Below are 15,101 nucleotides of genomic sequence, written 5' to 3' on the forward strand. Positions count from 1 at the left end.
CACGGGGGGTGTCATGGTGCGCCCGAGGAGACCCCGTGACCCGCACCGACCCCCGCTACGGCGCCAAGCGCCCCCTTCGGTTTCTCAAAAAGCGCCTCGAGTACCAGCGCGAGGCGCCGCTGACGACGAGCTTGCCGCGGCGCCTGGCGATGTGGCGCGGCGGCCTGCGCGAGGCGTCGTTTCGCCTCTACGACCTCCACGACCCCGAGGGCGCGGCGACCTATCTGCCCGACACCGCGCGGCTCGAGACCTTCTTTATCAACGGCAGCTTCGCTCAGGGCCTGCTCAAAGACAAGCTGCTCTTCAGCCAGACGCTCGGGGCGCTGCTGCCGGTACCCGCGGTCGTCGGCCTCATCGAACGGGGGACCTTCTACCCCGCCACCCCCGACGCCCCTCCCGACCTTTTGGGGGCGCTCGCGGCCTACGGCAGCCTGGTCCTCAAACCGTCGCGTGGGACGCGCGGGCAGGGGGTGCTGCGCTTGGAAGCGCCGCCTTTGCGGCTTAACGGCGCGCCCGTCGATGAGGTGGCCCTCCGGGCGCGCGTCGGGGCGCTCGACGACGTGATCGTCACCGTGACCGTGCCGCAAGCCGCCTACGCGGAGGCGATCTTTCCGGGTTCGACCAACACCGTGCGGGTGATGACCCTCCGCGACCCCGACACCGACGAGCCCTTTGTCGCGCGCGCCGTGCACCGCTTCGGCGCGCGCGGCACCGAACCGACCGACAACTGGTCGCGCGGCGGGCTCTGCGCGCTCGTCGAACCGCACACGGGCGCGCTCTCTAGGGGGGTCAAGCACGCCAAACGCACCTCGGGGAAGCTCGTGTGGCAGACCCATCACCCCGACACGGGCGCCCCCATCGAGGGCACCGTGGTGCCGCACTGGCGGGCGCTCTGCGAGGCGCTCCTAGGGGCGGTGCGGGCCCTGCCGCTGCTGCTCTATGTCGGTTGGGACGTGGTCGTCACCGAGACGGGGTTCTGCGTCTTAGAGGGCAACGCCAACCCCGACCTCGACTTGTTGCAGGTTCACGGCGGCCTCCTGCGCGACCCCCGGGTGCGGCGCTTTTACGAGCATCACCGGGTCATCTAGGGCGGGTAGCCCCTGGTTCCCGACGCGACCGTCACCCACAGGGGTGTGGCGCCCACCCTCCGGAGACGCCACCTGCGGCTTCGCGATCGGGGTCGCAGCGCCCCCCGGCCTTCACTCCCCCGGCAGCGGCTCGGTGGGCAGCAGCGCGTTGCTAAAAAGGGTCTCTAGCGGCAGCTCGGTCACGGGGTCGCCGCCCACGTCGGTGAGCACCCCCGCCGCCAACAAAAACCGCGGGTAGGAGCGCTCACCGGCCCAAAACTCGGGGCGCTGCACCCCCCAGGGCCGACCGGGTTCGCGCAGCGAGCGCGACACCACGCGCTGCGAGTCGCGCACCAGTTCGGGGTCGGGGAGCGACCCCGGGGGCGCCGCCGCCAGGAGCAGCTCGGCCGCCTCGTCGGGGTGCTCGGCCGCGAAGGTGTAGCCGCGCGCGGTGGCCCGCAAAAACGCGCGGAGCGCCGCCGCCGCCTCCTCGTCCTCTAACGCCTCCGGATGGACGGTGAGTAGCGGCGTGTAGTAGTCGGGGATGCCGTAGTCTTTAAAGTTAAAGAGCGTCACATCGATGCCCGCGCGTTCGGCGATGACCCCTTGCCACCCCTCGAACACCCAGGCGAAGTCGGCGCGGCCCTCGAGCACCGCGTCGAAGCTCGCGGTGGTGAGCTGCACCTCGCGAAAGTCGCCCCGGCCGCCGTCGTGGCGGATCACCGCCTCGATGACCGGGCGCGCCCAGGGCACGCCGATCGCGGCAAACAGGCGGCCGTCGAGGTCGCGCGGGCGGGTGATGCCGGCGTCGCTGCGCACGGCCAAAGCGGCGGTGTTGGTCGCCAAAATCGCCGCTACCGCGACGACCGGCTCGCCGACCGCGGCGGCGTGGAGCACGCTCTCGGTGCCCGAGATGCCGACGTCGGCTTGGCGCTGCGCGACCAGCAGGTTCGGGGTGACGCCGCCGAAGGGCAAGAGCTGCAGCTCGACCCCCTCCTCGCGGTACCACCCCCGCTCGAGCGCGACGAAGATGCCGGTGTGGTTGGTGTTGGGCACCCAGTCGAGCGCGAGGCGCACGCGGTGGGGTTGGGCCGAGGCGACGCCAAAGCTTAGGCTAAGGGCGAGTAGACAGAGTAGACAGGTCGAGAAAAGCGTCCGGCGCATTACTCCTCCTTGAAATCCCACGTGAGGTTGCTAGGCTTGGGGTCACTGGGTTTGAGGTCGCTAGGTTTGAGGTGAACGGGTCGGGGGGTACGCTCCTTGCGGTAACGCCACGGGAGCGCGCGGCGCTCGAGGACCCCGACGAGGGCGAAAAAACACCAGCTCGCGCAGGCGGTGACGACGATGGCGGCGAACACGAGCGGGGTCGCGCGGGCGTTCGCGGCGCTCTGGATGAGCACGCCGAGCCCCGCGAAACCGCCCACGTACTCGGCGAAGATCGCGGCGCTGACGCTGTAGGCCGCGGCGATGCGCACCCCCGAAAAGAGGCTCGGCAGCGCGGACGGCCACCGCGCCCACCACAGCGTCTGGGTGCGGCTCGCGCGCACGGAGCGAAACACCTTGAGGAGCTCCGGGTCGGTGCGGGCGAGGCCGTCGGTGGTGGCGACCGCGATGGGGAAAAAGCAGAAAAACGCCACCAGCAGCACCTTGGGCAGGAGGCCGAAGCCGAACCAGATGAGCATGAGGGGCGCGAGCGCGACGATGGGCACCGTTCGCGAGGCGACCAGCCAGGGGTAGAGCGCCCGCCGCAGGGTTGTTGAGAGGTCGATGAGCAGCGCGAGCGACACCCCGACGATGAGCGCGAGCGCAAAGCCCAACAGCGTCTGCAACAGCGTCGTCAGGGTGTGGTGCGCGAGCAGCGGGGCGTTCTCCACGAGCGTCCGCGCCACCAAGGTCGGCGGCGGCAGCAGCGTCGGCGGCGTCGCACTGACCCTTACGGCGAGCTCCCAGAGAGCGAGCAGCGCCGCGCCGAAGAGCGCCGCCGTCACGCGGGCTCCAAGAGCGCGCTAAGTAGCGTCGCCTCGAGCTCGGCGAGCTCGGCGAGCGCCTGCGGGGGGCGCGGCCGCGGCAGCGGCACCTCGAGGCGGAGCCGCACGCGCGCCGGCGGCCGGCTGAGGACGCAGATGGTGTCGGACAACAGCAGCGCCTCGCGGACGTCGTGGGTCACGAGCAGGGCGCTCGCACCGCACGCGGCGACGAGTTCGGCGAGCCAGCGCTGCACGCTCAGGCGCGTGAGCGCGTCGAGCGCGCCCAAGGGTTCGTCGAGGATCAGCAGGCGGCGCTCGAAGAGCACCGCGCGCAGCAGCGCCGCGCGCTGCCGCATCCCCCCCGAGAGCTCGTGCGGGTAGGCGTTCTCGAAACCGCCTAAGCCGAAGCGCTGCAAAAGCGCGCGCGCTTCGGCGAGCGCTTCGCGGCGCGCGACCCCGCGGACCTGCGGCCCCAGCATCACGTTGTGTAAAAGGGTGCGCCACGGCAGCAGGTGATCGCCCTGCGGCACGTACCCCGCGGCCCCCGGCGCGGTGAGCGCGCGGCCGCCGAGCAGCACCCGCCCCGCACTCGGCTTAAGCAGCCCCGCGGCGATCTCTAGAAGCGTGCTCTTGCCGCTCCCCGAGGGGCCGATCAGCGAGACGAACGCGCCCGGCGCGACGGTGAGCGACACGTCGCGCAGCACCTCGAAGTCCCCGAAGCGCTTGGAGACGCCGACGAGCTCGAGCGCTGGCGCCTGGACGGGCGCGGCGACCGCCGGCGCCGTCGTTGCAACGGCGCTCATCGCGGTGGCGGCAGCTCGAGCAGGCCGTCGTAAAAGAGCCGCTCGAAACCGTGTGAGAGCTCGACGGCGCGCGTCACGCGCTCGCGCTCGGCGTCGGTCTGGACCAAGGGCGCGAGCAACCCCGAGAGGGCGCGTTCGGCCGGCTCGAGCGCCTCGTGAACGCTGAAAAAGGCGACTTCGTCCGCTGTAAAGCCGTAGACCTCCAAGAGTGGACGCTCGACTCGGGCGCAGAGCTCTAAAAAGATCGTTTCGCTCGCCCCGATCGCGGCGACGGCTTCGGCGAACGAGCTGCGCACCAAGTGGTAGTAGAAGTGCGCGGTGAGCCCCGCACAGGCGGGTAGGGGCACGGGGTCATCGAACGCCCGCTCGCTTAAGCCGAGCGCCCTTCCGAAACGCACGAGCGCCCCCCACGCCTCGCGCTTGAAGGCGAGTTTGGCGATAAGCGCGTCCGCCGCCTCCAGGTTCGGTGCCTTGGCGATGGCGAGGCCGTCTAGGCGGTGGACCTCGCGGATCAGCCAAGCGTCTTGCAGGGCGAACTGAGCGAGCTGCGCGCGGGTCGTCTCGCCGGTCTCCAACCCCCGCCAGAAGGGGTGCTCTAGCAGCCCTCGCCGCAGGGGCGACAGGTCACGGGTCAACAGGCCCGACAAAAAGCCGGTGCCGACCCCTATACCGTAGCGCGCGCTCATCCCGCCGCAGTTCGCCGCGAAGGGCTGTTGGCCGCGAGCGTCGCGTGGATCACCACGTGCGGTGTCCTCTCGGCGGCGGCGTCGAACGCCCGCCGCAGCTCGGCGAACACCTGCGGCAGCGGCCCCTCGAGGCGGGTGCAGAAGTGCTGCGGCGTCACGCGAAGGCCCGGGCGCGAGCGCGCCGCTTTGATCTGGTCGTAGATGGCGTCCATGTAGGCGGCCGTACCCATGGGGTAGAGCGAAAACTGGCAGGCTACCTCGGCACCCTCGGCGGCGCGCGCCGCCGGCGTCTCGGAGGGCGCCGCGCGTGGGTCGCAGCGGTCTTCACCGGGTTCGCCGGGGCAGCCCCGCGAGAGCAGCAGGCTCATCGCCACGTGCTCGCCGCTCGCCGCGGCGCGACCGAAAACGTCCTCTAAGGCGCAAAAGAGTGCGTTCTCCTCGCCGCTCACGAAGGTCGAGAGGTCGTCCATGTCGCGCTCTAAGGGCGCCTCGTCGAGGGCGCCGAGCGCCTCTAAGATGCGCGGCACGAAGGCGTCGGTCATCGGGTAGAGCGAGAAGCGCGCGCCGATCACCGCGCCCTCCAAAGGGCTCTAACGGCAGGCTGAAACATCAAAACACCCCCTCGGTGTCGGTCACTCAGGGGGTCAAAGCAGGCGTGCAGGACGACGGGGCGTCCGCGCGTCACACTCCCTACGCCAGTATGATCTGGATCAGGTTCGGTGGGTTGGACCGCGCTGACGCCGTCCTCTCAGCCCGAAGGCACCCCTGGTGACGAGGGTAGTGTACGCGGCGCGCGCGCCTCAAAAGGTAGCTTGGGCACCATCCGCTGCCGGCGCGTCGCCCTCACCTATGAGCGCCAAGAGCTCGGGCAAGAGCGCCCGGGTCGTGCTCATCGCCTCCCCGCCGTGGATCGTCTCGCGCCCCGACCAGTCGCCGAAAAAGCCGCCCGCCTCGCGCAGCAGCGCGGGGAAAGGGCCGCAGTCCCAAGCGTTCATCACGGGGTCGAGCATGACTTCGGCGCGGCCCGTGGCGACCAGCATGTGCCCATAAGCGTCCGACCAGCCGCGCCGGTCGTACGCCGCGCGCGCCACGCGGCGCCACGCCCCCTCGCGCCCGTAGCGCGCAAAAGCGCCCGCGTCGGTGTGCGCGACCGTGGCGCGCGCGAGCGTCGTGACCTCGGAGACGCGCACCGCGCGCCCGTTGAGCGTGCACCCCAAGCCGGTCGCCGCGGCGCACATCTCGTTCAGCGCGGGGAAGTAGGCGACGCCGACCTCGACGCGGCCTTCGATCTCGAGCCCCAACAAGACGCCGTAGAGCGGCACCCCGCGCACGAACGCCTTGGTGCCGTCGATGGGGTCGACGAACCAGCGGTGCGTGCTCCCCGCGTTCGTCTCGCCGTACTCCTCCCCCACGACGGCGTGGTCCGGGTAGCGCGCCTCCAGGCGCCGGCGGATAAGCGCCTCGGCCTCGCGGTCGGCCCTCGTGACCGGCGAGTCGTCGTCCTTGTACTCGGTGTACTCGGTGCCCTCCAAGCCCTCCAGGGAGGCGCGGCCGAAGTAGCCGAGCGTGAGGCGTCCGGCGTCGAAAGCGAGTTCGGTGGCGAAGTCGAGGTAGGCGCGGAGGTTCATCGTGGGGCTCCCTGGGTGTGGTGTGAACGTGTTGGGCGTTGGCGCGTAAGCGTGCGGGACGCCAGGACTAACCTACCACCTGCGTCCCGAGCCCCTCCAACTGCGCGTTATCCCCCTGCCCACACGCGCGCCAACCCGCTAAGCTAAATGCATGATCCTCTCCAGAGAGCGCCTCGAGCGGGCCGAAGAGGCGGCGCTCGCCCCCTACGCCGCGCGCGCCAGCGCGAGCCGCGGGCGCGTCTACCCCGAGAGCGAGTCGCGCTACCGCACCGCCTTTCAAAAGGACCGCGACCGCGTGGTGCACACCACGGCGTTTCGCCGGCTCGAGTACAAGACCCAGGTGTTCGTCAACCATGAAGGCGACCACTACCGCACGCGCCTCACCCACACCCTCGAGGTCGCCCAGGTCGCCCGCTCGATCGCCCGCGCGCTGGGTCTGAACGAAGACCTCGCCGAGACGGTCGCCCTCGCCCACGACCTCGGCCACCCGCCCTTCGGGCACGCGGGCGAGAAGACGCTAGACCGCCTCGCCAAAGCGGAGGGGGGGTTTGACCACAACAAGCAGTCGCTGCGGGTCGTGACCGAGCTCGAGCGCCGCTACCCGGACTTCCCCGGCCTCAACCTCACCTGGGAGACCCTCGAGGGCATCATGAAGCACGAGACCGAGTACGACGTGCCCGACACCGACTGGGAGAGCGACAAACAGCCCTCTTTGGAGGCGCAGGTCGTCAACGTCGCCGACGAGCTCGCTTATAACGCCCACGACCTCGAGGACGGCTTGCGCAGCGGCCACCTGACCCCGCACCAGATCGCCGAGGTGCCCCTTATCGGCGAACTCATGGCGGCGCTCAAGCTCGACCCTGCGCATTTTGGCAGCGCCGAGCGCTACGTGCTCATCCGCGAACTGTTGGGGCTCATGATCGAGACGACGATCCGAGCGACCCACGAGCAGATCGAGGCGCACGGCGTCACAAGCCTCGAGGACGTGCGCAGCGCCCCCCGAAAGCTCGTCTGCACCACCCCCGAACTGACGCGGAAGCTGCGCGAACTCAAGCGTTTTTTGTACGCCAACCTCTACTACCACTACCGCCAGATCCGCATGACCAAAAAGGCCGACCGCATCCTGGAGGCGCTCTTTTGCGCCTACATGGAGACGCCCAAGATGCTCCCCGCCGACCTGCAGCGCCGCGCCGAGGAAAAAGGCCTCACCCGCACCGTCACCGACTACCTCGCGGGGATGACCGACCGCTACGCGGGCGACGAGTACCGGCGGCTCTTCGACCCGCACACGCTGACGTGAGCGCTGCGCCCCGAGCGGCGGGCCGTGGGCGCTAGAGCACGGGGAGCACCATCATGTTCTGCAACCTGACCTGCCCCGCTAAGATGCGCGCGGCGCGGCGCAGCGCCTGCGCGTCGGGGCTTTCGGGGGCGGCCACCACGAGCGGCGCGCCGCCGTCGCCCGCCTCGCGCACGGCGCGGTTGATGGGGATCTCGCCCAAGACCTCTAGCCCCTCGGCCTCGGCGAAGCGCCGCGCCCCCCCCTCGCCGAAGATGTAGTCGCGCGTGCCATCGGGGAGCGCGTAGTAGGCCATGTTCTCGATGACCCCCAACACCGGCACGTGGGTTTTGCGAAACATCGTGTAGGCGCGGCGCACGTCCATGAGCGCCACGTCCTGCGGGGTGGTGACGAGCAGCGCACCCGTCACCGGCACGAGCTGCGAGAGCGACAGCTGCACGTCGCCGGTACCCGGGGGCAGGTCGACGAGCAGGTAGTCGAGCTCCCCCCAAACGGTCTGCTTGAGTAGCTGCGTGAGCGTCCCGTGCAGGATGGGACCGCGCCAGGTGAGGGCCTGACCGTCCTCGACGAGGTTGGCGATGGAGATGAGCTTAACCCCGTAGTTGCGCAGCGGGATGATGCGTTTTTCGTCGTCCGCCATGAGCCGCTTGCCTTCGACGGCGAACATCTTGGCTTGGCTCGGGCCGTAGATGTCGGCGTCTAAAAGTCCAACGGCGGCGCCCTCGAGCGCCAAGCTCGCGGCGAGGTTGGCCGCGACCGTGGATTTGCCGACCCCCCCCTTGCCCGAACCGATCGCCACGATGTTTTTGATCCCCGGCAGTTCGCGCTGCTGCGACGCGCTCACCTCGGCGTCAAACGACAGGTCGACGTGCGTCACACCCGGCAGCGCGCCGAGCGCCGCGCGCACCTCGCGCTCCAGGGCCTCTTTAAGGGGCGTTTTGGGGGTCGTGAGGTTGAGGGTGAGCGCCACGCGCCCCCCCTCGGCGCTGAGCGCTCGAATCATCCCGAGCGCCACCACGTCGCGGCGCATCTCGGGGTCGCGCACCGCGCGGAGGGCGTCGAGGAGGGCTTCTCGAGAGATGTCCATGATGCGCTTACGCTAGCAGCTTCCGGGGGCCCTCACAAGGGTTGACGACACCGGCCCCACCCGCTTCCGGCCGGGGCGCGTTCGGGAATCGCTAAGGCTATACTGACCGTGTGAGCGGTTCCCACTACCCCCCTTTGGTACCCTTGGGGGATGCCCCCCCCAGGGGTCCGAGCGCTACGCGGCGGCCGCGTAGCAGCCGCAGGGGCGCGGATGGTGTCCCATGAAACCGAGCCAAAGGCCCAACGTGGTGCCAACGCACCGGCACGCGCACTACCACCGCCAGGAGCTCCTCGCCGACGAGGGCGGCGTTCAGGTCTACCGCGGGATCGACCCCCTCAACGGTCTCCCGGTGCGCATCTACGCATTTTCCGGCGAACCCACCGCGCCCGCTGGCCGCATCTCCGCTTTTATCCCCGTCCTGCTCGCCTCGAGCTATCACGAGGACGATCGCGGTGCGGGCGCGGGCGAGGTCGTCAGCGCCTTTTCGGCCTCCTATCAACCCGTCACGGCGCCCGTGTCGGGGGGGCACGCGAGGACGCTCCTGCGTCAGACCGCCACCGCCCTCGACGACGCCGCCAAGGCCGGGGTCATCCACGGCGACCTGCGGCCCGAACGGGTGTTCTATATCGACGAGGCGGAGCGCCCGGACGTGCCCCCGCGGCGCCGCTTCCTGCTCGAGGGTTACGGCGTGCCGTGGCCGTTGCAAACGGGCGAATTCAGCCCCCCCGAACGCATCGGAGGGGCCTCTTACGCCGGGGACGTCTTCTCGTGGGCGATGACCATGCGCGCGCTCGCGGGTCCCCTGCCCGGCGAGGTGCGCGACCTGCTGCTTAGCTGCCTCGACGCCGACCCCGAAAGCCGCCCCCACGCGCGCGACCTCTGCGCAGCGCTAGCGCGCTGCAGCTGGCACGACGCGAGCGCGCCGCGCCCAGCGTCCCCCGTCCGCGTCGTCGCCGACCCCCCCGCGGACCGTGACAGCGACGACAGCGACGCAGCGGCGCAGGGCGCAGGGGCACCGGACGCGACGAGCGCCGAGGCCGCGGGTGCCGGCGCGTCGGGCGAGGCGCCCCCAGCGACACCCACCGAGGACGCCGTGGCCGAACCCGCCCCCCCCGAGGGACAGACCGAGCAGCCGCGGGGACGCGCGCCACACTCCGCTCAGCACCCACCCCCTCGCCGCGACGCGGTGCCCCGAGCGGGCGCCTTTAGCGGCTTCGACGTCGCCGACGACGAGGCGGAGCGCGCAGCCGACGCGCGGCTGCGCGACGCTTTCGCCCCCGTGCGGGTCGTGCAGGCGCGCACGGAGGGACAGACCCCAGGAGCCGACGCCACCCCCCCCGGGGAGACCGACGCGCCCCCCCCTGCCGCCGACGTCCGCCCCACCGCACCGAGCGCACCCCCCTCTGACGCAGCGGACGACGCCCTCAGACGCACGGACGCGACCGCAGCCTACCGGGAGCGGCGCGAGCGCTACGAGGCGGTGCGGAGCCGAGCGGCCCCGAGCGCCCCGGCCCGAGACCGCCCCCCCCGCCGTGAGGAGGCACCCCGCGTGCGCGTCGGGCGTTCCGAGGCGGACGACTTCGAGGTGTTCGACGACATCGACGACCGCGCCCCCGACCCGACCGTCCCGCGCGGCGGCCTCCGGGTCGTGCTCTTGTCGCTGCTGGTGATCGCCACGCTCGTCCTCCTCGCGCTGCTCCTCTTCAACCCTTAAGCTCCGCTGACCGTTTTACACCCCAACCCGCACCGGGCGCCCACCACCGCGCCGCGACCCGCCAAGACCCGGAAAGGACCCGATGGCAAGCCCTACCCCACCCCCCCCCGCAGAGGCTCCCGAGGCCCCCGCTAGCATCGTCGTGCTCGACTACGGCTCGCAGTACACGCGGCTCATCGCGCGGCGGCTGCGCGAGCAGCACGTCTTCTCGGTGATCGTAAGCGCCGACTCGAGCCTCGAGGCGATCCGCGCCCACCGCCCCAAGGGCGTGGTGCTCTCCGGCGGCCCCAGAAGCGTCTACGACCCCGGCGCGCCGGGGTTGCCGGAAGGCCTCCTGGAGGCTGGCCTACCGATCCTGGCGATCTGCTACGGGATGCAGCTCCTCGCGCACGCCGCCGGCGGCGAGGTCGCACCGAGCACGGTGCGCGAGTACGGCAAAGCGCCGCTGACGCGCTACGGCGGCGAGCTGTTTCGCGGGGTCGAGGGGGAATTTATCGCCTGGATGAGCCACGGCGACTCGGTCGTACGCCTCCCCGAGGGCTTTCGCGTCGTCGCGAGCACCCAAGACACCGAGATCGCGGCCATCGAGGACCCGGAGCGCGGCCTCTACGGGATGCAGTTCCACCCCGAGGTGCACCACACCCCGAAGGGTCGCACGCTCTTGGAGAACTTTCTGGCGCGCACCGGCATCGCGCGCGACTGGACCCCCGAACACATCCTCGAGGTCATGACCCGCGAGGTCAGGGAGCGTGTCGGCGACGAACGGGTGCTGCTAGCGATCTCCGGCGGGGTGGACTCGAGCACGCTGGGGCTCCTGCTAAACCGCGCCATCGGCGAACGCCTCACCGCCGTCTTCGTCGACCACGGCCTCTTGCGCGCCGGCGAGGCCGAGGAGGTCGAGCGGGCTCTGCGCGGCGTCGGCGTCAACTTGACCGTCGTCGACGCCGCGGAGCGCTTTTTGGGGGCGCTGACGGGGGTGGCCGACCCCGAAGAGAAGCGCAAGATCATCGGCCGCGAGTTTATCGAGGTCTTTAACGGGGTCGTGCGCGACAAGCAGGCCGAGGTGGGCCACATCCGCTTCCTCGCGCAGGGCACCCTCTACCCCGACGTCATCGAGTCCTCGGGGGGCCACGGCGCGGCCAACATCAAGTCGCACCACAACGTCGGCGGGCTCCCCGAAGACCTTCGCTTCGAGCTCCTCGAGCCCTTTCGCACCCTTTTCAAAGACGAGGTGCGCGAGCTCGCCACGCTTTTGGGGCTGCCCCCGCACCTCGCGCAGCGCCACCCCTTCCCCGGCCCGGGCTTAGCCATCCGCTGCTTGGGGCCGGTGACGCGCGAGCGGCTCGCCGTCTTGCGCCGCGTCGACGACATTTTCGTGAGCGCGCTGCGCGAGTTCGGGCTCTACGACGAGACCTGGCAGGCGCTCGCGGTGCTCACCCCGCTGAGGTCGGTCGGCGTGATGGGCGACGCCCGCACCTACACGAACACCGTCGCGCTAAGAGCGGTGACCTCGGTCGACGGTATGACCGCCGACTGGGCGCGGCTGCCGCACGACTTTCTGGCGACCGTCTCGAGCCGCATCGTCAACAGCGTGCCGGAGGTCAACCGCGTGGTCTACGACATCACCAGCAAACCGCCGGGGACCATCGAGTGGGAGTAGGGCGCGTGGGAGTAGGGGCGCGAAAAAGAGGCTCCAACACCTGGAGCCTCCAGCGGGGTCACGGCTCGGCCTAGCGCGACCAGACCCGTTTTCCTTGACTGTCGAGGCGGAGCACGAAGGCGTCGACGCCGCCCGCCCGCACCCCATTCACCGGGCTTTCCGTGGCGCCGACGACGTAGAGCTCGCTCGCCGAGGCCGCCGCGATGGCGGCGCTCGCGTCCGTGCCGTGGCGGTGTTTGTTGAACACCCGCGACCACACCACCGCGCCGTCCGGGCGGTACTTGCGTACCAAGATGGCGGAGCGGCTCGGGTCGCTGTCGTCGTCCCCGGAGCAGGTCAGGTCCCACACCTCGTAGTCGAAGGTGAAGCTGCCACCACACGCCCAGTGCTCCGTCGTCCAGTAGAGGTGCCCGTCGGCGGTAAAGGTCACTGCGGGCGAGGCGGAGCTGCCAAACGTGTAGACGCTGTCCCCCCAGCGCTCAGTGCCGTCGGGCGCGAACACGCGCAACCCCGCGCTCAACACCGTGCCCTCCATCCCCGAGTCGGTGTAGGTCGCGGCGATCTCCTCGTTGGGCCCCAAGGCCACGTTGACGGCGCCGCTATAGCGGAAGTTGCGGGTGGACCTAAAGAGCTGGGTGCCGCGAGCGTCGTACTTGACGATGAGCCCGTTGTCGCTCGCCGCCACCACGTTGCCGCTCGGCGCGACGGCGACGTTGGTGATCCGCGCGCCGCGGTTGCTCGGCCGGCGCTCCCAGATCAGGGCGCCCGAGGGCGCGTACTTGCGCACCGCGTTCTCCCCGCCCACGTAGAGGTGCCCCGAGGCGTCGACCGCCATGCTGTGGAGGTCGGGGTAGCTGCGGCGCCAGAGCTGCGCGCCGCTCGCGCCGTACTTGATCACCGACGCGCCGCGGCGCGTCCCCAAAAAGCAGCAGGGGTCATCGTATTCGGCAAACGCGAGGTAGCTGCTGCCCTCGCCGTCTACGGCTGCGGCGACCGCTCGGGTACGGTTTCCCAGCTGGCGCTCCCACGCGAGCGAACCGTCGCGCCGGTAGCGGCGCAAAAAGGCGCGCTCGCCGAAGTTCCCCGCGACGTAGACGTGCCCCAAGCGCCGCTGCACGGCGACGTCGACCGCATAGTCGTCACGGGAGGTACCGAACTGCGGCTCGAGCGCCGCTGCCGGTAGGTCGGTACTCTGGCTGCACGCGGAGATAAAGATAAGGAGAAGCGCGATCAAACCGACTGCTTGACGCGTGATCATCAGCATCCTTTCCGTTCAAGAAGCCCTCAAAACGACACTCCTGCACGACAACGCCTCACCCCGTCACATCGCCCTCCTTTGCAGCACTCTGGCCGATGGGAGGAGCGTAACTCATCAAACTTAAGTGGAACTTAAGATGGGCTCATGTCGCGAGGTGGGGCCCGCGACGCCCCGCGTCGGCAGGCGGGGCGCTCCGGTATACTTAGGCCGATGGCCACCCCCCGCTGCTGGCTCCTCAAGACCGAGCCGGAGGTCTTTTCGTTCGCCGAGCTGCTCGCCGCGCCGGAGAGGACGACCGTGTGGGACGGGGTGCGCAACTACCAGGCGCGCAACTTTCTGCGAGAGATGCGCCGCGGCGACCCCGTGCTCATCTACCACTCGAACACCCGCGCCAAAGGGGTAGTGGGGCTCGCCACGGTCGTGCGCGAGGCGTTTCCCGACCCCACCCAGTTCGACCCCGAGAGCCCCTACGTCGACCCCAAAGCCACGCCGGAGGCGCCCCGCTGGGTCGCGGTCGCGGTCAGGGCCCGGTGCGCGCTCCCGCTCCCGGTGAGCCTGCAAACCCTCAAAACCCACCCCGAGCTCCAGGGGCTCCCCCTCGTGCGCCGCGGCAACCGCCTCAGCGTGATGCCGGTCGGCGCAGCTGAACTCGAGGTGATCTTAAAGCTCGCCGGTGTTACCGACGTAAACCACGCGCTCGCTGAAAGGACCCCCGCATGAGCACCCCCCCTACCCCCGCCGCCGACGCCCTTCACAGGGCCGCCCAAGCCCTTCTGGAGGAGACCATCGCGCAGCGCCGCGACTTTCACCAACACCCCGAGATCGCCTTCGAGGAGGTGCGGACCTCAAGCGTGATCGCGGACAAGCTGGAGACCTTGGGCCTCAGCGTGCGCCGCAACGTCGGCAAGACGGGTGTGGTGGCCGTGCTCGACTCGGGTAAGTCGGGCCGCACCGTGCTGGCGAGAGCCGACATCGACGCGCTCCCCATCCAGGATGAGAAAAGCGCCCCCTACCGCTCGCAGGTCGCCGGCAAGATGCACGCGTGCGGCCACGACGGTCACGCGGCGGTGCTCCTAAGCGTCGCCAAGCTCCTCGCCGAGCACCGCGACGGCCTCACGGGGCGCGTGGTGTTCGTCTTTCAACCCGCCGAGGAGATCGTCGGCGGCGCGCGCGCGATGCTAGGGGACGGCGCCCTGGCGGGTCTCGCACCCGACGCCGTCATCGGGCTCCACCTCATCTCGGACTATCCGGTCGGCACCATCGCCCTGCGCAGCGGCCCCGCGATGGCCGCGACGGGCTCCTTTCGGATGCGGCTGCGGGGCTTCGGGGGGCACGCCGCCAAACCGCACGAGTGCGTCGACCCCGTGCTGATCGCCGCGCAGCTCGTCACCGCGCTCCAGAGCCTCGTCTCGCGCGAGACCGACCCGCAAGACAGCGCGGTGGTGTCGGTGACGAGCCTGCACGCGGGCACCGCCTACAACATCATCCCCGAAGAGGTCGAGCTCAAGGGGACGCTCCGCACCTTTTTGCCGGAGACGCGCGAGCGCCTCGTGGGCCGCATCGAGGCGCTCGCTCACGGCCTGGTCACGAGCCTGCGCGGGGCGCTCGAGCTGAGCTGGGTCACCGACTCCCCGGCGGTCATCAACGACCCCGCGATGACCGAACGCATGCGCCGGGTCGCCGCCACGGTCGTCGGTGAGGAGCGGGTTGTGGAGAGCGTCCCCACCATGGGCGGCGACGACATGGCGCTCTGGCTGCAACAGGCGCCCGGCTGCTACTTCTTCGTGGGCGCCGGCAACGCGGCGCTCGGGGCCGACAAACCGCACCATCACCCGCAGTTCGACCTCGACGAAGCGGCCCTGGCCGTCGCCGTCGAAGCGCTCGCTAGGGGCGTGCTCGAGTACTTGCAGTAACGCCCTCGCGCAGGGTTCTGG

14 protein-coding genes and 1 riboswitch are annotated in these 15,101 nt (G+C 70.4%); of the genes, 6 read left to right on the forward strand and 8 right to left on the reverse strand.

Annotated elements, in window-relative coordinates:
• Positions 1-35 precede the first annotated feature (35 nt).
• Positions 36-1,088: a sugar-transfer associated ATP-grasp domain-containing protein gene (locus TRAD_RS11205; protein ID WP_013178726.1), complete on the forward strand. Its 1,053-nt coding sequence runs from the start codon at positions 36-38 to the stop codon at positions 1,086-1,088.
• Positions 1,089-1,199: 111 nt separating this feature from the next.
• Here the strand turns inward: TRAD_RS11205 and TRAD_RS11210 are convergent, their stop codons facing one another.
• The 6 genes from TRAD_RS11210 to TRAD_RS11235 all read right to left on the reverse strand — a co-directional run bounded on the left by TRAD_RS11210 (position 1,200) and on the right by TRAD_RS11235 (position 6,151).
• On the reverse strand, positions 1,200-2,231 hold the full coding sequence (locus TRAD_RS11210; protein WP_013178727.1) for an ABC transporter substrate-binding protein: 1,032 nt from the start codon (positions 2,229-2,231) through the stop codon (positions 1,200-1,202).
• Positions 2,231-3,055 carry an ABC transporter permease gene (locus tag TRAD_RS11215; protein WP_013178728.1) on the reverse strand — a complete coding sequence of 275 codons (825 nt, stop codon included), beginning with the start codon at positions 3,053-3,055 and terminating at the stop codon, positions 2,231-2,233. The genes TRAD_RS11210 and TRAD_RS11215 overlap by 1 nt, the downstream gene beginning before the upstream one ends.
• The gene (locus TRAD_RS11220; protein ID WP_013178729.1) at positions 3,052-3,837 is read right to left on the reverse strand and encodes an ABC transporter ATP-binding protein; all 786 of its coding nucleotides are present in this window, start codon (positions 3,835-3,837) and stop codon (positions 3,052-3,054) included. The genes TRAD_RS11215 and TRAD_RS11220 overlap by 4 nt, the downstream gene beginning before the upstream one ends.
• On the reverse strand, positions 3,834-4,523 hold the full coding sequence (locus TRAD_RS11225) for a TenA family protein (protein WP_013178730.1): 690 nt from the start codon (positions 4,521-4,523) through the stop codon (positions 3,834-3,836). The genes TRAD_RS11220 and TRAD_RS11225 overlap by 4 nt, the downstream gene beginning before the upstream one ends.
• Positions 4,520-5,095: a YkoF family thiamine/hydroxymethylpyrimidine-binding protein gene (locus TRAD_RS11230; protein WP_013178731.1), complete on the reverse strand. Its 576-nt coding sequence runs from the start codon at positions 5,093-5,095 to the stop codon at positions 4,520-4,522. The genes TRAD_RS11225 and TRAD_RS11230 overlap by 4 nt, the downstream gene beginning before the upstream one ends.
• A 97-nt stretch (positions 5,096-5,192) precedes the next feature.
• A riboswitch (TPP riboswitch) is annotated at positions 5,193-5,300 on the reverse strand.
• A 23-nt stretch (positions 5,301-5,323) separates the two neighbouring features.
• Positions 5,324-6,151: an inositol monophosphatase family protein gene (locus TRAD_RS11235; protein WP_013178732.1), complete on the reverse strand. Its 828-nt coding sequence runs from the start codon at positions 6,149-6,151 to the stop codon at positions 5,324-5,326.
• A 151-nt stretch (positions 6,152-6,302) separates the two neighbouring features.
• Between TRAD_RS11235 and TRAD_RS11240 the strand changes: the two genes are divergently transcribed.
• A complete protein-coding gene (locus TRAD_RS11240; protein ID WP_013178733.1) occupies positions 6,303-7,451 on the forward strand; it encodes a deoxyguanosinetriphosphate triphosphohydrolase in 1,149 nt (382 codons plus the stop codon).
• A gap of 31 nt (positions 7,452-7,482) precedes the next feature.
• On the opposite strand, the gene TRAD_RS11245 is transcribed toward TRAD_RS11240, so the two are convergent.
• Positions 7,483-8,535, reverse strand: a complete 1,053-nt coding sequence (locus tag TRAD_RS11245; protein ID WP_013178734.1) for an Mrp/NBP35 family ATP-binding protein — start codon at positions 8,533-8,535, stop codon at positions 7,483-7,485.
• Positions 8,536-8,755: 220 nt separating this feature from the next.
• Between TRAD_RS11245 and TRAD_RS11250 the strand changes: the two genes are divergently transcribed.
• Together TRAD_RS11250 and guaA are read left to right on the forward strand one after the other, a co-directional pair.
• On the forward strand, positions 8,756-10,249 hold the full coding sequence (locus TRAD_RS11250; RefSeq protein WP_013178735.1) for a serine/threonine-protein kinase: 1,494 nt from the start codon (positions 8,756-8,758) through the stop codon (positions 10,247-10,249).
• A gap of 82 nt (positions 10,250-10,331) precedes the next feature.
• Complete coding sequence (gene guaA / locus TRAD_RS11255) at positions 10,332-11,909, forward strand: glutamine-hydrolyzing GMP synthase (protein WP_013178736.1); 1,578 nt, start codon at positions 10,332-10,334, stop codon at positions 11,907-11,909.
• A gap of 70 nt (positions 11,910-11,979) precedes the next feature.
• Here guaA and TRAD_RS11260 read toward each other — a convergent pair whose 3' ends face one another.
• Positions 11,980-13,167: an NHL repeat-containing protein gene (locus TRAD_RS11260; protein ID WP_013178737.1), complete on the reverse strand. Its 1,188-nt coding sequence runs from the start codon at positions 13,165-13,167 to the stop codon at positions 11,980-11,982.
• A 210-nt stretch (positions 13,168-13,377) separates the two neighbouring features.
• Here TRAD_RS11260 and TRAD_RS11265 point away from each other — a divergent pair, with 210 nt between their 5' ends.
• Together TRAD_RS11265 and TRAD_RS11270 are read left to right on the forward strand one after the other, a co-directional pair.
• Positions 13,378-13,887, forward strand: coding sequence for an EVE domain-containing protein (locus TRAD_RS11265; RefSeq protein WP_013178738.1), 510 nt, complete (start codon positions 13,378-13,380; stop codon positions 13,885-13,887).
• A complete protein-coding gene (locus TRAD_RS11270) occupies positions 13,884-15,080 on the forward strand; it encodes a M20 metallopeptidase family protein (RefSeq protein WP_013178739.1) in 1,197 nt (398 codons plus the stop codon). The genes TRAD_RS11265 and TRAD_RS11270 overlap by 4 nt, the downstream gene beginning before the upstream one ends.
• Positions 15,081-15,101 lie beyond the last annotated feature (21 nt).

The organism is Truepera radiovictrix DSM 17093 (assembly GCF_000092425.1).
GTDB lineage: Bacteria > Deinococcota > Deinococci > Deinococcales > Trueperaceae > Truepera > Truepera radiovictrix.